General features: G+C 72.4%; 16 protein-coding genes. 7 read left to right on the top strand and 9 right to left on the bottom strand.

Annotated elements, in window-relative coordinates:
* Positions 1-131: 131 nt before the first annotated feature.
* Genes HZZ00_RS24535 through HZZ00_RS24565 form a run of 7 tightly spaced genes read right to left on the bottom strand, consistent with a single transcriptional unit; the run spans position 132 to position 7,124 of the window.
* On the bottom strand, positions 132-914 hold the full coding sequence (locus HZZ00_RS24535) for an ABC transporter ATP-binding protein (protein WP_180328489.1): 783 nt from the start codon (positions 912-914) through the stop codon (positions 132-134).
* Positions 907-1,836, bottom strand: a complete 930-nt coding sequence (locus HZZ00_RS24540) for an ABC transporter permease (RefSeq protein ID WP_180328490.1) — start codon at positions 1,834-1,836, stop codon at positions 907-909. The genes HZZ00_RS24535 and HZZ00_RS24540 overlap by 8 nt, the downstream gene beginning before the upstream one ends.
* Before the next feature lie 55 nt (positions 1,837-1,891).
* Positions 1,892-2,737: a glycosyltransferase family 2 protein gene (locus tag HZZ00_RS24545; protein WP_180333685.1), complete on the bottom strand. Its 846-nt coding sequence runs from the start codon at positions 2,735-2,737 to the stop codon at positions 1,892-1,894.
* A gap of 32 nt (positions 2,738-2,769) precedes the next feature.
* Positions 2,770-3,549, bottom strand: coding sequence for a CDP-alcohol phosphatidyltransferase family protein (locus tag HZZ00_RS24550; RefSeq protein ID WP_074996282.1), 780 nt, complete (start codon positions 3,547-3,549; stop codon positions 2,770-2,772).
* Entirely contained in the window at positions 3,527-4,588 is a 1,062-nt protein-coding gene (locus HZZ00_RS24555) for an iron-containing alcohol dehydrogenase family protein (RefSeq protein WP_180328491.1), read from the bottom strand. Before HZZ00_RS24555 ends, HZZ00_RS24550 begins: the two co-directional genes overlap by 23 nt.
* On the bottom strand, positions 4,576-5,328 hold the full coding sequence (locus HZZ00_RS24560) for a sugar phosphate nucleotidyltransferase (protein WP_070029559.1): 753 nt from the start codon (positions 5,326-5,328) through the stop codon (positions 4,576-4,578). Before HZZ00_RS24560 ends, HZZ00_RS24555 begins: the two co-directional genes overlap by 13 nt.
* A complete protein-coding gene (locus HZZ00_RS24565) occupies positions 5,325-7,124 on the bottom strand; it encodes a DUF5941 domain-containing protein (protein ID WP_180328492.1) in 1,800 nt (599 codons plus the stop codon). Before HZZ00_RS24565 ends, HZZ00_RS24560 begins: the two co-directional genes overlap by 4 nt.
* Before the next feature lie 797 nt (positions 7,125-7,921).
* On the opposite strand from HZZ00_RS24565, the gene galE reads away from it, so the two are divergent.
* From galE to idi, 3 genes are all read left to right on the top strand, one after another.
* The gene (gene galE / locus HZZ00_RS24570) at positions 7,922-8,893 is read left to right on the top strand and encodes a UDP-glucose 4-epimerase GalE (protein ID WP_180328493.1); all 972 of its coding nucleotides are present in this window, start codon (positions 7,922-7,924) and stop codon (positions 8,891-8,893) included.
* A 133-nt stretch (positions 8,894-9,026) separates the two neighbouring features.
* Complete coding sequence (locus HZZ00_RS24575) at positions 9,027-9,968, top strand: cation diffusion facilitator family transporter (RefSeq protein ID WP_180328494.1); 942 nt, start codon at positions 9,027-9,029, stop codon at positions 9,966-9,968.
* Positions 9,969-10,183: 215 nt separating this feature from the next.
* Positions 10,184-10,777 carry an isopentenyl-diphosphate Delta-isomerase gene (gene idi, locus HZZ00_RS24580; RefSeq protein ID WP_180328495.1) on the top strand — a complete coding sequence of 198 codons (594 nt, stop codon included), beginning with the start codon at positions 10,184-10,186 and terminating at the stop codon, positions 10,775-10,777.
* A gap of 44 nt (positions 10,778-10,821) precedes the next feature.
* Here idi and HZZ00_RS24585 read toward each other — a convergent pair whose 3' ends face one another.
* Positions 10,822-11,304, bottom strand: coding sequence for an ATP-binding protein (locus HZZ00_RS24585; RefSeq protein WP_180333686.1), 483 nt, complete (start codon positions 11,302-11,304; stop codon positions 10,822-10,824).
* Between the two features lie 147 nt (positions 11,305-11,451).
* Positions 11,452-12,033 carry an HdeD family acid-resistance protein gene (locus HZZ00_RS24590; protein WP_180328496.1) on the bottom strand — a complete coding sequence of 194 codons (582 nt, stop codon included), beginning with the start codon at positions 12,031-12,033 and terminating at the stop codon, positions 11,452-11,454.
* 120 nt (positions 12,034-12,153) lie between these two features.
* Here HZZ00_RS24590 and HZZ00_RS24595 point away from each other — a divergent pair, with 120 nt between their 5' ends.
* From HZZ00_RS24595 to HZZ00_RS24610, 4 genes are all read left to right on the top strand, one after another.
* Positions 12,154-12,903: an enoyl-CoA hydratase/isomerase family protein gene (locus HZZ00_RS24595; RefSeq protein ID WP_180328497.1), complete on the top strand. Its 750-nt coding sequence runs from the start codon at positions 12,154-12,156 to the stop codon at positions 12,901-12,903.
* Between the two features lie 26 nt (positions 12,904-12,929).
* A complete protein-coding gene (locus HZZ00_RS24600) occupies positions 12,930-13,472 on the top strand; it encodes a kinase (RefSeq protein ID WP_180328498.1) in 543 nt (180 codons plus the stop codon).
* 261 nt (positions 13,473-13,733) lie between these two features.
* A complete protein-coding gene (locus HZZ00_RS24605) occupies positions 13,734-14,084 on the top strand; it encodes a hypothetical protein (RefSeq protein ID WP_180328499.1) in 351 nt (116 codons plus the stop codon).
* A gap of 158 nt (positions 14,085-14,242) precedes the next feature.
* On the top strand, positions 14,243-16,639 hold the full coding sequence (locus HZZ00_RS24610; RefSeq protein WP_180328500.1) for a Tex family protein: 2,397 nt from the start codon (positions 14,243-14,245) through the stop codon (positions 16,637-16,639).
* Positions 16,640-16,709 lie beyond the last annotated feature (70 nt).

Genomic DNA, 16,709 nt, shown 5'->3' on the forward strand with positions numbered 1-16,709 from the left:
GGGGGTGTCCCGCAGATCACAACAACACACCGATTGGCTTCAAGATTCCTGACGGGCACCGGAGTTGACACTTCCTTTGCAGACGCGGGGCCCCGCCGGGAGGTTGCCGACGGGGCCTTGGCCGAAACGGGTCACTTGCCGGTGAACTTCTCGTACTCCTTGAGAACCTCTTCGGTCGGCCCGTCCATGCGCAGCTCACCACGTTCCAGCCACAGGACGCGATTGCAGGTGTCACGGATGGACTTGTTGTTGTGGCTGACCAGAAACACCGTGCCGGCCTCCTTGCGCAGTTCACGGATGCGTTCTTCGGAACGCTTCTGGAACTTGCGGTCACCGGTGGCCAGCGCCTCGTCGATCATGAGGACGTCGTGGTCCTTGGCGGCGGCGATGGAAAAACGCAGCCGGGCGGCCATTCCGGAGGAGTAGGTACGCATCGGCAGGGTGATGAAGTCGCCCTTCTCGTTGATGCCCGAGAAGTCCACGATCTCCTGATAGCGCTCCTTGATCTGCTCCCGCGACATGCCCATGGCGAGGCCGCCCAGGATCACATTGCGCTCACCGGTCAGATCGTTCATCAGGGCCGCGTTCACGCCCAGCAGGGAGGGCTGGCCGTCGGTGTAGACCTTGCCCTTCTCGGCGGGCAGCAGGCCCGCGATGGCGCGCAGCAGGGTGGACTTGCCGGAGCCGTTGGAGCCGATCAGGCCGATGGCCTCGCCGCGGTAGGCGACGAAGGAGACCCCGCGCACGGCGTGCACCTTGCGCACGCCGCGCTCCTCGCCCCGCTTGAGGATGCGGCTCAGGGCCGCCGTCGCGCTGCCCTTGCCGGTCTTCGCGCCGTTGACCCGGTAGACGATGTGCAGGTCGTCGGCGATGACCGTCGGGCGCCGGTCCTCTGCGGTGTTCTGCTCAGCCACGGCCGTACCGCTCCTCCGCCTTCCAGAAGTACACGAAACCGCCCGCGAAGATCACCACAGCCCAGAACCCGGCGATGGCCCATACGTGCGGCGGCAGGTTCGAGGCGTCGTAGCCGTCGATCAGCGCGAAGCGCATCAGGTCCATGTAGACCGCGGCCGGGTTGACCTGGAGCAACCGGACCGCCAGCTCCGAGCGGCCCTCCATCATCTTGCTGATGGAGAACATCACGCCCGAGGCGTACATCCAGGTGCGCAGCACGAACGGCATCAGCTGGGCCATGTCCGGCGTCTTGGCGCCCAGCCGGGCCACGATCAGCGCGAGCCCGCTGTTGAACAGGAACTGCAGCAGCAGCACCGGCACGATCAGCAGCCAGGACGGGCCGGGGTAGCTGCCGAAGCCGATCGCCACGATGAACAGCACGATCATCGAGAAGAGCAGCTGCTGGAGCTGCTGGAGCGAGAAGGAGATCGGCAGCGAGGCGCGCGGGAAGTGCAGGGCGCGCACGAGCCCGAGGTTCCCGGAGATGGCCCGGACGCCCGACATCACCGAGCTCTGCGTGAAGGTGAACACGAACACGCCGGTGACCAGGAACGGGATGTACACGTCGGAGGACATGCCCCGGCTGGCGTGCAGGATGACGCCGAAGATGAAGTAGTACACGGCCGCGTTCAGCAGCGGGGTGGCGACCTGCCACAGCTGGCCCAGCTTCGCCTGGCTGTACTGCGCCGTCAGCTTCGCCTGGGAGAAGGCGAGGATGAAGTGGCGCCGGCTCCACAGCCGGCGGACGTACTCCGCCAGCGAGGGGCGGGCGCCGCTGACGGCGAGACCGTACTTGGCGGCCAGCTCGGCCGGCGTCAGCCCCGCGTCGGGCGACGGTATCGCGCTCACCGCGACACCGCCGTCATGCGTAGTGTGACTCACGAGTAAGAACCCGGACTCTCTCGGTAAGAAGCTTGCTGTTCAGGTAAGAAGCTTCTCAGATGACCGGGGGCCGGCCCAGCCGGGTGAGCCGCCAGACCGTGCGCCAGCGCATCGGGCGCCGCGGACCGCAGGACGCGGTCCAGCCCTCCTTGAAGCCGCCGAACCAGGCCCGCAGGGCCTCCCGGGAGGGACGGCGGGCCAGGGTGAGCAGCAGCCAGACGCCGAGGTAGACGGGGACGAGCAGGGCCGGGAGGTTGCGCCGGGCGAGCCAGACGCGGTTGCGGGCCACCATGCGGTGGTAGACGGCGTGCCGCGAGGGCGCGGTCGTCGGGTGGTACAGCACCATGTCGGAGCGGTAGTCGATCAGCCAGCCGGCGTCCAGCGCCCGCCAGGCGAGATCGGTCTCCTCGTGCGCGTAGAAGAACTCGGCCGGCAGCCCGCCGACCTCCTCGAAGACCTTGGTGCGCACCGCGTTGGCGCCACCCAGGAAGGTGGTGACGCGCGAGGAGCGCATCGGGTCGGAGGCGCGCAGCCGCGGCACGTGGCGGCGCTGCGTCGTCCCGGTCTCCGGGTCGGCGATGCGGAAGCTGATGATGCCCAGTCCGGGGTCGGCGGCGAAGGCCTCGCGGCACAGCTCGGCGGTGTCCTGCCGGGCGAGCAGTCCGTCGTCGTCCAGGAAGAGCAGGATGTCGACGTCGCGGCCGCCGGGCCCGAAGGCCTCTATGCCGACGTTGCGGCCGCCCGGGATGCCCAGGTTCTCCGGCAGCTCGACGGTGCGGACGCCCTCGGGGACGTCGGGCACCGGCGAGCCGTTGCCGACGACGACCACCTCGACCGGGTCGCCGTGCTGCCCCGCGACCGAGTCGAGCAGGGCGCGCAGCTCCGCGGGCCGGTTGCCCATGGTGATGATGACGGCGCCGACCTTCACGGCGCTCACTTCAGCCTGCTGGAGGCGAGGATGGACACCAGGTGCAGCAGGGTCTGGAGCATCGCGATGCCCGCGAGGACCGCGGTGCCGAGCCGGGTGAAGAACAGGTCGCCGTGGATCTGGTCGGCGATGGCGAGGACCACGATCAGCAGCGAGGCCTCGATGCCGAGGATCAGCCGGTGGAACTTCAGCGCGGAGGCGGCGCGGCGGGCCAGCGCCATCCCGGAGGAGCGCGGCTCGGCCGCGGACTCCTGCACCGGCGGCCTGCCGGTCTGGTGCCGGGCGACGCCGACCAGGTCGGTCTCCGCCTTGATGAGGATCGCGCCGAGCGCGGCCAGGGTGCCGAGGAAGGCCCACAGCCAGTCGATGCGGCCGCTGCCGAACAGGTCGGCGGCCCGCAGCCCGAGGCCGACCAGCACGGCCGCGTCGGTCAGATAGGCGCCGACGCGGTCCAGGTAGACCCCGCCGAGCGAGTACTGCTTCTTCCAGCGGGCGATCTCGCCGTCGACGCAGTCCAGCAGCAGGTACAGCTGGGTGGCGACCACGCCGAGCACGGCGCCCGGGATCCCCGGCACCAGCAGGGCCGGGGCCGCGAGCACACCGCAGACGGTCATCAGGTACGTGAGCTGGTTGGGCGTGACCTTGGTGTTCACCAGGTAGCGGTCGATGCGCAGGGACACCTCGCGCATGTAGAGGCGTCCCGCCCAATGCTCACCGCTGCGCCGGTCCTTCACCCCGGCGGGGTGGACGACCGGACGGAGTTCAGCTACCGATGGCCTTGACATAGTCGGCGTAGATGTCCTTGATCTGGTTCGGCTTGAGGTCGAGGTGTTCGAGGATGGTGTAGCGGCCCGGCCGGGTCTCGGGGGCGAACTCCACGGCGCGGACGAACTCGTCCACCGTGAATCCGATCTCCTCCGGCAGTACCGGGAGCCCGTGCCGGCGCAGCACCCCGGCCGTGTGCGCGGCCTCCTCGTGGGACCCGCGCAGATACATGGCGAAGGCCGCGCCGAGCCCGCACTGCTCGCCGTGGGCGGCGGCCCGCTTGGGGAACAGCAGGTCGAAGGCGTGGTTGATCTCGTGGCAGGAGCCGGAGGACGGGCGGGAGTCGCCGGAGATCGACATCGAGATGCCGCTGAGGACGAGCGCCTCGGCGAGCACCTGGAGGAAATCGTTGTCCCCGATGCCGCCGGGGTGGCGCAGCACCGCCTCGCCCGCCTGGCGGGCCATGGCCGCGGCGAGGCCGTCGATCTTCTCGCCGTTGACGCGGTGGGACAGCTCCCAGTCCGCGATCGCGTTGACGTTGGAGATGGCGTCGCCGATGCCGGCCCGGACGAAGCGGGCCGGGGCCTCGCGGATCACGTCCAGGTCGATGACGACCGCGATCGGGTTCGGCACACCGTAGGAGCCGCGTCCCGCGTCGTTGTCGAGGGTGGCGACCGGTGAGCACAGGCCGTCGTGCGCGAGGTTGGTCGGGACGGCGACCAGCGGCAGGCCGATACGGGCCGCGGCGAACTTGGCGCAGTCGATGATCTTTCCGCCGCCGAGCCCGACCACCGCGTCGTAGTGGCCGGACTTCATCTCGCCCGCGAGGCGCACCGCGTCGTCCAGGGTGCCGCCGCCGACCTCGTACCAGGTGGCACCCGGCAGCGAGGGGGCGATGCGCTCACGCAGCCGGGCGCCGGAGCCGCCGCTGACGGCGACGGCGAGCCGGCCCGACTGGGAGATGCGCTCGTCCGCGAGGACACCGCCCAGGTCGTCCAGCGCGCCCGGGCGGATGTCGACGACGACCGGGGAGGGAATCAGCCGGGTCAGTAGCGGCACGCGATCTCCCGTCCCCTGGCCAGGTCGTCGTGGTTGTCGATCTCGACCCAGTCGACCTCGCCGATCGGCGCGACGTCGATCCGGAAGCCGCGGTCGACCAGTTCCTGGTAGCCGTGCTCGTAGAACTGCTGCGGGTCGGTCTCCCAGACCGTCTTCAGCGCGTCGGCCAGTTCGGCGGCGGCGTCGCCCTCGATGAGGGTGACGCCGATGTACTCGCCGGTCGCCTCGGCCGGGTCCATCAGCTTGGTGATCTTCGTCATGCCCTTCGCGGGGTCGACGACGACCTTCATCTCCTCGTCCGCCAGGGACTTCACGGTGTCCAGCGCGAGGATGATCCGCTTGCCGTCGCCGCGTGCGGCGAGCAGGGTCTTCTCGACGGAGACCGGGTGCACGGTGTCGCCGTTGGCGAGGATCACGCCGTCCTTGAGGGCGTCACGGCCGCACCACAGGGAGTAGGCGTTGTTCCACTCCTCGGCCTTGTCGTTGTCGATGAGGGTGAGCTTGAGGCCGTACTTGGCCTCCAGGGCGGCCTTGCGCTCGTAGACGGCTTCCTTGCGGTAGCCGACGATGACCGCGACCTCGGTCAGGCCGATCTCGGCGAAGTTGCCGAGGGTGAGGTCGAGAACCGTGGGCTCGCCCTCTATGCCCGCGGGCCCCACCGGCACCAGCGCCTTGGGCAGGGTGTCCGTGTAGGGGCGCAGACGCCGTCCGGCGCCGGCCGCCAGCACGAGGCCGATCATGCGGGTTCTCCTTCGTCGTGTACGGCGGGCGCCCCTGCGGACACCCAGAAGCGGATGCTCTCCAGGAGCACCACCAGGGCGACGACCACGGCGAGGACCGTGAGCGCGACCTTGAACTGCGCGCCGGTGAGCACCGCGGCCAGGGCGGCGACGAGCAGGGTCCGCCCGTCGTGCCCCCCTATGGAGCGCACCAGCCAGGCCGGGGGCGCTCCCGCGTTGCCACGGATCCGGTACACCGTGTCGTAGTGATGGTAGGCGACCGCCGCCACCAGCCCGAAAGCCGCGGGAAGAGCCCCGTTCACCCCCGCTTTGCCCGCGAGGGCGAGGACGGTGCCGTACTCGGCGGCCCGGAAGAACGGGGGGACCAGCCAGTCGAGGGCGCCCTTGAGCGGGCGGGCGACGGCGAGGACCGAGGTGAGGACGTAGACCAGGGCGCCGACCACCGGCAGCGCCGAGCCGAAGCCGGAGAAGGCCGCGCAGGCGACGACCGCGGCGCCGCCGAGGAGGGCGACGGCGGGCACGGCGAGTCCGGGCAGGCCCCCGCGGACAACGCGCCCGACCGCCTCGGCGAGCGGGCCGGAGTCGGCCAGGTCCGCCAGCGCCAGGGCGGCGCGGTCGGTGCGGCGCGCCCTGCGGGTCAGGGAGCGCAGCACGCGGCCGGCGGTGGTGTACGCGGCGGCGAAGGCGCAGCCGACGAGCAGCACGTAGAAGGTGATCCGGGGCGTGGTGGCCGCCGTCAGGACCGCTATCATCGCCCACCGCTCGCCGATCGGGAGCACGATCATCCGGCGCACCCAGACCGTCCAGCCGACGCTGTCCAGCTTGTCGGAGAGGGCGGCGGTGGGGCTGGTGTTGGCGGTGGCGTCGTGGTTGGCCTCGTTGAACGAGAAGTCGACCACGTGCCGGCAGGTCTGCAGGACCATCGCGCCGAGGGCGAGGGCCCACACGTCGTCGCCGCCGCGGGCGGCGCCGAGCGCGAGGCCGGCGTAGTAGGCGTACTCCTTGGCCCGGTCGAAGGTGGCGTCGAGCCAGGCGCCGAGGGTGGAGTACTTCAGGGCGTAGCGGGCGAGCTGGCCGTCGGTGCAGTCCAGCACGAAGGAGGCGATCAGCAGCACGCCGGCGGCTATGAATCCGCCGCGGGTGCCGGTGGCCGCGCAGCCGGCCGCGATCAGCGCGGTGAGCAGCGAGGCGGTGGTGACCTGGTTCGGGGTCAGCCCGCGGCGGGCGCACCAGCGGGCGATGTAGCGCGAGTACGGGCTGATGAAGTGCGTGGTGAAGAAGCCGTCGCGGGACTTCACGGCCGACTTCAGGCGTACGGCCTCGTCGTCCACGGCGGCGACCGACTGCCGGGCCTCGTTGCGGGCCTGCGGGTCGGTGGGTACGACGGCGACGAGGCTGCCCAGCTCGGGGCGGTGGACCTCGCTGCCGTCGGCGTCCAGTTCGGCGACGACGCGGTCGGCGATGCTGTCGACGGCGACCGCGGTGCCGCCGCCGGAGGAGGTGTCACGGGCCACGGCCCGGGTCAGCGCCTGGCGGGCGGCCGGCTGCGCGGTGACGGCGCCGGGGACGGCGGCGAGCGGGAAGCGGGGGTCGGTGAGGCCGAGGCGCAGGGCGTGCAGATGGCCGACGAAGCGGGCGTCGACCAGGGCCACGCGGTCGCCCGCGGGAGCGGCGGCGAGGAGGGTCTCCGCCTCGGCGGTGCTCGCTGCCATCCGGACCTCGAAGCCGAGGGACCGCAGATCGCTCTCCAGCGGCGATCCGGGAACCGGCTGACCGGTGACGATGGCGGTCGGCAACCGAACTCACTCCCTGGGTGCCGGCGCGTCGGCGCCGGTCGTGTGCGTGGCGGGCCGCCCCCTGCCTGCGGCACCCGGGCGGCATGTCGGCAGAGGGTATCGGATGGTCCTGGGCCCGTGTTCACCGGCCGTTCACGACCCGTCCCGCGCCCGCTGCCCCGCCCTTTGCCGCGATCATCATGGGCGATCCGCCCCCCGCCCCACAAACCGCCGACGCAGACCCGGGCATCCGGGACAGCGGCGGCGACGAGCGGTGCCCTCCCGATCGCCGACCGCGACGACCGCCGCGGGCGGCGCCGGGGCGGGCGGGGTCCGGGCTCGGTGGGCGGGGCAGGGGCAGGGGGCTCGGCGCGGGCGCGTCGGGGCGGGTGGGGTCCGGGGGGGCGGGCCAGGGGCAGGGGGCTTGGCGCGGGCGCGTCGGGGCGGGGCGGAGGACGCGGGTCCGTCGTGGCGGCTCCGGAGACGAGCCGGCCGGCCGCTCCTGCGCAACGGGGCCCGGCACGCCGCCGAGCCCATCGCCCGGCGCCCCCCGAACCGAGCCACCCAGCCGACCCGGCCCGAGGACCGACCGCACACCACACCCGACCGGGCTCCGGGCGCACGCGCCCTCGACGGAAGCCCACCACGCTCCACCGGTCATCCCCGGCCCCGGCGCACGCGCCGCGCGCCGTCCTCCCAGCGGGCGCCGCGACCGCCCCCGGGGCCCGGCGCGGAAGCCCACCGGCCCGACGACCACCACGTGCGCAGGGGGCACCGCGCGAGGACCGGTCCGGCGCGCCCCCATAGGGTGGGGAGCCATGACGTGGCTGATCACCGGTGGGGCCGGATTTATCGGGGCGCATGTGGCGCGGAGCATGGCCGGGGCCGGGGAGGAGGTCGTCGTGCTCGACGACCTGTCGGCCGCCGTGCCCGAGCGGCTGCCCGCCGGCGTGCCGCTCGTCGAGGGGTCGACGCTGGACGGCGCGCGGCTGCGGGAGGTCTTCGCGCGGTACGGGGTGACCGGCGTCGTCCATCTCGCGGCGCGCAAGCAGGTCGCCGAGTCGGTGGCCGACCCGACCCGGTACTACCGGGAGAACGTGGGCGGCCTGGCGACGCTGCTCGACGTGATGGCCGAGGCGGGCGTCGAGCGGCTGGTGTTCTCCTCCTCCGCCGCCGTGTACGGCAACCCGGACGTGGACCTGATCACCGAGGACACCCCCTGCGCGCCGGTCAACCCGTACGGCGAGACCAAACTGGCCGGCGAGTGGCTGGTGCGCGCGGCGGGGCGAGCGCACGGGATCTCCACCGTTTGCCTGCGGTACTTCAACGTGGCGGGCGCCGCCGCGCCGGAACTCGCGGACACCGGTGTGTTCAACATCGTGCCGATGGTCTTCGACCGGCTCACCCGCGACGAGGCACCGCGGATCTTCGGCGACGACTACCCCACCCCGGACGGCACCTGCGTGCGGGACTACATCCACGTGGCCGACCTCGCCGAGGCGCACCTGGCGGCGGCGCGGCGGCTCGCCGAGGGCAGGCCGCACGGCGATCTGACGCTGAACATCGGCCGGGGCGAGGGCGTCTCGGTGCGGGAACTGATCACCGTCATCGGGGAGGTGACCGGCGACCGCCGCGCACCCGTCGTGGAGGCGCGCCGGCCGGGCGACGCGCCGCGTGCCGTCGGCTCGGTCGAGCGTGCCGCCCGGGAGCTGGGCTGGCGCGCCCGGCGCGATGTGCGCGAGATGGTGCGCTCGGCCTGGGAGGGCTGGCAGCTGCACCACCGCAGGTAGCCGCAACGCCCTGACCAGCGGATCGTTTCCGCAGGTCAGGGCACATGACAACGGTGTTCAGTACCGCGTTGCCCCATACCCCCCGCCCGTAGTTCACTGGGCCTTCGGACGGACGCGGAAGGACGGTTTTGTCATGGGGGCTGGGCACGATCACGGGCACGCGCACACGCATGCGCCGCCCACGGGTACGGCCGCGGCCGCCTACCGGGGCAGACTGCGGATCGCCCTGGGCATCACCCTGACGATCATGGTGGTGGAGATCGCCGGCGGGCTCCTCGCGGACTCCCTCGCGCTGATCGCGGACGCCGCCCACATGGCGACCGACGCGGTGGGCCTCGGGATGGCGCTGCTGGCGATCCACTTCGCCAACCGCCCGGCGAGCACCAACCGCACCTTCGGCTACGCCCGTGCCGAGATCCTCGCCGCCCTGGCGAACTGTCTGCTGCTGCTCGGCGTCGGCGGCTACGTCCTGTACGAGGCGGTCCAGCGGTTCGTCACGCCCGCGGACACCCGCGGCGGCCTGATGATCGTGTTCGGTCTGATCGGCCTGGTCGCCAACTCGGTCTCGCTCACCCTGCTGATGCGCGGCCAGCAGGAGAGCCTGAACGTGCGCGGCGCCTTCCTGGAGGTGGCCGCGGACGCGCTGGGCTCGGTGGCGGTGATGATCTCGGCCGCGGTGATCCTGCTCACAGGCTTCCAGGCCGCCGACCCGATCGCCTCCCTCGCCATCGGGCTGATGATCGTACCGAGGACGCTCAAGCTGCTGCGGGAGACGCTGGACGTGCTGCTGGAGGCCGCCCCGAAGAACGTCGACATGGCTCAGGTGCGGGCGCACATCCTGGCGCTGGACGGCGTGGAGGACGTCCACGACCTGCACGCCTGGACGATCACCTCGGGCATGCCGGTCCTGTCCGCGCACGTCGTGGTCAGCTCGGAGGCGCTCAACGCTATCGGGCACGAGAAGATGCTGCACGAACTCCAGGGCTGCGTCGGCACCCACTTCGACGTCGAGCACTGCACCTTCCAGCTGGAGCCGGGCGGGCACGCGGAGCACGAGGCCAGGCTCTGCCACTGAGCCGCCGGCGGGCCCGGCGGGCGCCCGTCACCAAGGCCGCTCATGCGTTCGAAGGCACCCCGACGGTTCCCCCGGACGGGCTCAGGGCACGATGATCTACCGGTCCCCGTTCCGGCGCCGTGCACCCGCGCTGACATGCGAGTGGGCGGGAAGTGCCGGGAGTGCCGGATTCGTACGGCAGACTTGGGGTGCGAAGACCGAGGCGAAGGATGGGTATGCCGATCACACCTGCCACCGCGACGCACAGCTCGTCGAACGGCACCGCACAGGCGATCTTGCTGGAACTCGTCGACGAGAAGGGCGTGACGATCGGTACGGAGGAGAAGCTCGCGGCCCATCAGCCACCGGGACTTCTGCACCGCGCGTTCTCGGTGTTCCTCTTCGACGAGCAGGGCAGGCTGCTGCTCCAGCAGCGGGCGCTCGGCAAGTACCACTCCCCCGGCGTGTGGTCCAACACCTGCTGCGGGCACCCCTACCCCGGCGAGTCGCCGTTCGCGGCGGCGGCCCGGCGCACGTACGAGGAGCTGGGCGTGTCCCCCTCGCTGCTGGCCGAGGCAGGCACCGTGCGCTACAACCACCCGGACCCGGCGTCGGGCCTGGTGGAGCAGGAGTACAACCACCTGTTCGTCGGCCTGGTGCAGACGCCGCCCGCGGCGGACCCGGAGGAGGTCGCCGCGACCGTCTTCGTGACGGCGGACGAGCTGGCGCAGCGGCACGCCCGGGACACGTTCTCGGCCTGGTTCATGACGGTGCTGGACGCGGCCCGTCCGGCGATCAGAGAGCTGACGGGCCCCGCGGCGGGCTGGTGAACCCATGAGACACGGGCCCGCGCCGCATGGTGCGGGCCCGGCCCTCAGCGCACGGGCTTGAGCGGCAGCGCGGCCCAGATCACCTTGCCGCCGCTCGCCGTGTGCTCCACCTCCACCACCCCGCCGGCCTCCCGTGCCACCTCGCGCACCAGGAGCAGCCCCCGGCCGCCGGTCCGCGCGTGGTCGGCCTCCAGGGCCGTCGGACGGTAGGGGTGGTTGTCCTCCACGGACACCCGCACCCACTCGGCGCCGACGGCGACCTCCACGGCCAGCGTCGGCGAGAGCAGCGCGGCGTGCTTCACCGCGTTCGTGACCAGCTCGGAGACGATCAGCAGCAGTCCGTGCGCCAGGTCGTCGGAGACCGGCACGCCCTGGCGCAGCAGCAAGTCCCGTACGGCGTGCCGGGCCTGCGGGACCGAGGCGTCCACCGTGGCCGCGGTGAACCGCCAGACGCCCTCGTAGGGCAGTGGGTGGGGCGCGGCGCCCCCCGTTGGGCCCGGGTCGTCCCCGCGCCCGTGGTTGTCCATCGTCCGGTCGCCACCCTCGCGCTCGATTGTCACCACACGTCGAGTGTTGGTAATGACCGGCCTCGCCCTGCGGACCTGACCGCAAGTCACCGGGTATCGAGCGCTTTCTGACCGAGTGCGTATGACAACGTCACGTGTCGGACCGGTTCAGACCCTCCGCTGCTCGCTGACCAGGCCGACGATACGACGGCCGCCGTAACCGGTGGCGATGAGCCCGAGGCCGTCGAAGAGCAGGGACAGGGAGAAGAAGGCGCCGATGACGTACTGGCTGCTGCTCGGCCAGTGGCCGAGGACGAGGACCCCGAGCAGCAGGTCGAAGGCGCCGAGCAGCAGGGTCCAGCCGAACTGGGGGCCGCGCACCACCATGCTGCCGACCATCCGGAAGAGGCCGGCGGAGAGGAACAGCAGGGCGGCGAACATGGTGAGCGCGTCGGCGGCCGCGTGGGGCACCCGGACGACGACGACGCCCGCCGCGATGTTCAGGGCGGCGACGATGACGCCGAGCCAGAAGAAGCTGGTGCCGCGGGCCTGGACCGCGTGCAACAGGCCGACGATCCCGCCGATCAGCAGCAGCCAGCCGAACAGCAGCATCGAGGTGAGCGTGGCGACGCCGGTGTAGACGAGCCCGACGAGTCCGCCGAGGACGAGGACCACGCCGAGCACCGCGAGCAGCCCGAACCCCTGGCGCATCGCCGCCACCCTGTCCTTGGGCTCGCGCGCCCTGGCCATCGCCGCCTCCTCGCCGGGCCCCGCCACGGGGACACTCTCCGCTTCCGCCGGCACCCTCCCCCTGTGTCCCCCTCCGAGGCGGTGTCGTAACCGGGTGAACGGGCGGATAGCATCCGGCGCATGGAGCCCCAGCTGTGCCACCAGGTCACCGACTCCGTCGCCACGGTCGTCATCAGCAACCCGGCCAAGCGCAACGCCATGACGGCCGGCATGTGGCGGTCCCTGCCACCGCTGCTGGAGGCATTCGCCCGCGATACCGGCGTCCGGGCCCTGGTGCTGACCGGTGAGGGCCGGACCTTCTGCGCGGGCGCGGACATCTCCACCCTGAAGGGCTCGTCCGATCCGGCGCAGGGGCTCGCGGCGGCGGCGGAGGAGGCGCTGGCCGCGTTCCCGAAGCCGACGGTCGCAGCGGTGCGCGGGCACTGCGTGGGCGGCGGCGTGCAGCTCGCCGCGGCCTGTGACCTCCGACTGGCCGAGGACGGCGCCCTGTTCGGAGTGCCCCCGGCGCGGCTCGGCATCGTCTACGCCTCGTCCGCGACCCGCCGGCTGGTGTCGCTGGTCGGCCCGGCCACCACCAAGTACCTGCTGTTCACCGCCGAGTTGATCGACAGCGAACGCGCGCTGCGCACCGGCCTGGTGGACGAGGTGCTGCCCGAGGGCGAACTCGACAAGCGGGTGGCCGAGCTGACCCGCACCCTCGTCTCGCGGTCCCAACTCACCCAGGCCGCCGCGAAGGAGTTCGCCGACGGCCGCACCGACCGGGACGCCCACTGGGCGGAGCAGGCGCGCCGCAGTGGCGATACCGCGGAGGGCGTGGCCGCCTTTCTGGAGCGCCGCACGCCCGCCTTCACCTGGACCCCGCCCGCCTGACGCGCCGCCGCCGATAACCTGGCGGCGTGCGGGTGGGGAGCGAACGGACGCGGCTGATCGTGCTGCGCGGCAACAGCGCCTCGGGCAAGTCGTCGGTCGCGGCCGGGCTGCGGGAGCGGTTCGGGCGGGGCCTCGCGCTGGTCGGGCAGGACAATCTGCGCCGTACCGTGCTGCGCGAGCGGGACCGGCCGGGTGCGGCGAACATCGGTCTGATCGAGCTGACCGCCCGCTACGCCCTGGACGCCGGGTACCACGTCGTCGTGGAGGGCATCCTGTACGCCGGGCACTACGGCCCGATGCTCGCCCGGCTGCGCGCCGACCACCGCGGGTCCACGTACGGCTACTACCTGGACGTGCCCCTCGCCGAGACGCTGGCCCGCCATGCGACCAAGCCGATCGCGGACGAAGTCGACGAGGCGCTCCTGCGGAAGTGGTACCGGTCGCTGGATCTGCTGCCCGGCGGCGGGGAGACGGTCATCGGGGCGGACAGCGGCCTGTCCGAGACCGTGGCGCGGATCCTGGCCGAGACCGGCCTCGCGGACCTTCCGCCGCCGCCGCTGGACATCTGACGGACCGTACCGGCACGCCCGTGCGGCGCAGCGGCCGTTACTCACTTTCGGGTGAGGGCGTGGGGGCGAAACCGCCTGATTCCGCAGCAAGACGGGTTTTCACGGCATAAATGGTTGCTACAGGCGACTGTCACAGATGTCTCTCGTATCCGTCATGGCGCCCGCGCGTCCCGCGTCGGCGCCGGGGCGCGGCCCGCAGGGTGTGGGTGTGCGGCCGACCGGTCGCCACGCGCACCACACATCCTTGTGAAGGGGTACCTCGTGTCCGTTCTTGTCTCCGTCCGCAGACTGACCGCAGCCGGTGTACTGACCGCCGCCCTGGTGGGCGCGGCGGCGCTGCCGGCCGTCGCCGCGGACCGGCCGTCGGCCCGTCCGCTCCAGGCGGTCTCCGCCGGCGACGCGCGGCACGGCTTCCCGGGGCCGGACGCCCGGTGGGGCCACCGCCATGACGACGACCGGTGGGGCCACCGCCGGTACGACGACCGCTGGGGCCACCGCCGGTACGACGACCGCTGGGGCCACCGCCGGTACGACGACCGGCGCCACGGCCACCACGACGGCTGGGACGGCCGTCGCGACGACCGCGACCACCGCCGGGGCCACTGGCACTGAGCCACGGCTCGCCGTCGGCGCCGGGGCCGGGCAGGAAGCTTCCTGCCCGGCCCCGCCATGTGCCACGGCGGCCCGCCACGCGCCGCCCTGATCCCCGGTCGCCGGTGTCACCTGCCACAATTGCCGCGCAACCTCAGTGGAGAAGGCGGTACGGGATCGTGACGACACCCGGGTCCATCGAAGCAGGATCCATCGAAGGCAGGATCGCCGAGGAACTCGGCGTACGGGAGCGGCAGGTGAAGGCCGCGGTGGAACTGCTCGACGGCGGTTCGACCGTGCCCTTCATCGCCCGCTACCGCAAGGAAGCGACCGAGATGCTCGACGACGCGCAGCTGCGCACGATCGAGGAGCGGCTGCGCTATCTGCGGGAGCTGGAGGACCGGCGGACCGCGATCCTGGAGTCGGTGCGCGAGCAGGGCAAGCTCACCGAGGAGCTGGAGGCCCGCATCCGCGGGGCCGAGACCAAGGCGCGCCTTGAGGACGTCTACCTCCCGTACAAGCCCAAGCGGCGCACCAAGGCGCAGATCGCGCGCGAGGCGGGCCTGGAGCCGCTGGCCGACGGCCTGCTGAGCGACCCGTCGGTGGAACCTACGGCGGCCGCCGCCGCGTTCGTGGACGCGGACAAGGGCGTCGCCGATCCGCAGGCGGCCCTGGAGGGCGCGCGGGCGATCCTCACCGAGCGGTTCTCGGAGGACGCCGACCTGATCGGCGAGCTGCGCGAGCGCATGTGGGTGCGCGGGCGCCTCGCCGCGAAGGTGCGCGAGGGCAAGGAGGAGGCGGGCGCCAAGTTCGCCGACTACTTCGACTTCGCCGAGCCGTTCACCGAGCTGCCCTCGCACCGCGTGCTGGCGATGCTGCGCGGTGAGAAGGAGGAGGTGCTGGACCTCGTCCTGGAACCGGAGGAGCCCACCGACGGCCCGTCGTCGTACGAGGGGATCGTCGCGCACCGGTTCGGGATCGCCGACCGGGGCCGCCCGGCCGACAAGTGGCTCAAGGACACCGTCCGCTGGGCCTGGCGCACCCGCATCCTGGTGCACCTCGGCATCGACCTGCGGCTGCGGCTGCGCACGGCCGCCGAGGACGAGGCGGTGAACGTGTTCGCGGCCAACCTGCGCGACCTGCTGCTCGCGGCCCCGGCCGGCACCCGCGCCACCCTCGGCCTGGACCCCGGTTTCCGCACGGGCGTGAAGGTCGCCGTGGTCGACGCGACCGGCAAGGTCGTCGCCACGGACGTGATCCACCCGCACGTGCCGGCCAACCGGTGGGACGAGGCGCTCGCCAAGCTGGCGCGGCTCGCCGAGCGGCACGCGGTCGAGCTGGTCGCGATCGGCAACGGCACGGCGTCCCGCGAGACCGACCGGCTCGCCGCCGAACTCATCGCCAAGCACCCGGAGTTGAAGCTCACCAAGGTGATGGTGTCGGAGGCCGGGGCGTCGGTGTACTCGGCGTCGGCGTACGCCTCCCAGGAGCTGCCGGACATGGACGTGTCGCTGCGCGGCGCGGTCTCCATCGCCCGGCGCCTCCAGGACCCGCTGGCCGAACTGGTGAAGATCGACCCGAAGTCCATCGGCGTCGGCCAGTACCAGCACGACCTGTCCGAGGTGAAGCTGTCCCGCTCGCTGGACGCGGTGGTCGAGGACTGTGTGAACGGCGTCGGCGTGGACGTCAACACCGCCTCCGTGCCGCTGCTGTCGCGGGTGTCGGGCATCTCGGCCGCTCTCGCGGAGAACATCGTCGCGCACCGCGACGCCAACGGTCCCTTCACCTCCCGCGGGGAGCTGAAGAAGGTGGCGCGGCTCGGTCCGAAGGCGTACGAGCAGTGCGCGGGCTTCCTGCGCATCCGCGGCGGCGTCGACCCGCTGGACGCCTCCAGCGTGCACCCGGAGGCGTACCCGGTGGTGCGGCGCATGGTGAAGACCACGGGCCAGGAGGTGGCCTCCCTCATCGGCAACACGGGCGTGCTGCGCTCGCTGCGGCCGGCCGACTTCGTGGACGACACCTTCGGTCTGCCGACCGTCACCGACATCCTCAAGGAGCTGGAGAAGCCGGGCCGCGACCCGCGGCCGGCCTTCAAGACGGCCACCTTCAAGGAGGGCGTGGAGAAGATCTCCGACCTGTCCTCCGGGATGGTGCTGGAGGGCGTGGTGACGAACGTGGCGGCCTTCGGCGCGTTCGTGGACGTCGGCGTCCACCAGGACGGTCTGGTGCATGTGTCGGCGATGTCCAAGACGTTCGTCAAGGACCCGCGGGACGTGGTGAAGCCGGGTGACATCGTCAAGGTGAAGGTCCTCGACGTGGACATCCCGCGCAAGCGGATCGGGCTCAGCCTGCGCCTGGACGACGAGGCGGCGCCGCAGCAGGGTCGCGGCGGCAGCGACCGGCGCCAGCGCGGCGGTGCCCGGCCGCCCCAGCAGCGGCAGGGCGGCCAGACCGACCAGGGCCGGCGGCAGGGCCGCGGCGGCGACCGCGGCGGCCGTCCCGCGCAGGCCCCCGCCAACAGCGCCATGGCCGACGCGCTGCGCCGCGCGGGCCTGCTGGACCCGAAGCAGCGCTGACCCGCCCAGCACGCGAGGGGCCGGAAGCCCGTACGGGCTTCCGGCCCCGCTTCGTGTCTTCGGCCCCACC

Source organism: Streptomyces sp. NEAU-sy36, from assembly GCF_013423905.1.
GTDB classification, from domain to species: Bacteria; Actinomycetota; Actinomycetes; order Streptomycetales; family Streptomycetaceae; genus Streptomyces; species Streptomyces misionensis.

Excerpts from the sequence above, each read along its gene's own strand:
- HZZ00_RS24560 (WP_070029559.1), bottom strand. The coding sequence starts at position 5,328 with ATGATCGGCCTCGTGCTGGCGGCCGGCGCCGGACGGCGTCTGCGCCCC.
- HZZ00_RS24550 (WP_074996282.1), bottom strand. The coding sequence starts at position 3,549 with ATGTCAAGGCCATCGGTAGCTGAACTCCGTCCGGTCGTCCACCCCGCC.
- HZZ00_RS24585 (WP_180333686.1), bottom strand. The coding sequence starts at position 11,304 with ATGGACAACCACGGGCGCGGGGACGACCCGGGCCCAACGGGGGGCGCC.
- HZZ00_RS24575 (WP_180328494.1), top strand. The coding sequence starts at position 9,027 with ATGGGGGCTGGGCACGATCACGGGCACGCGCACACGCATGCGCCGCCC.
- HZZ00_RS24590 (WP_180328496.1), bottom strand. The coding sequence starts at position 12,033 with ATGGCCAGGGCGCGCGAGCCCAAGGACAGGGTGGCGGCGATGCGCCAG.
- galE (WP_180328493.1), top strand. The coding sequence starts at position 7,922 with ATGACGTGGCTGATCACCGGTGGGGCCGGATTTATCGGGGCGCATGTG.
- HZZ00_RS24595 (WP_180328497.1), top strand. The coding sequence starts at position 12,154 with ATGGAGCCCCAGCTGTGCCACCAGGTCACCGACTCCGTCGCCACGGTC.
- HZZ00_RS24545 (WP_180333685.1), bottom strand. The coding sequence starts at position 2,737 with ATGGGCAACCGGCCCGCGGAGCTGCGCGCCCTGCTCGACTCGGTCGCG.
- idi (WP_180328495.1), top strand. The coding sequence starts at position 10,184 with ATGCCGATCACACCTGCCACCGCGACGCACAGCTCGTCGAACGGCACC.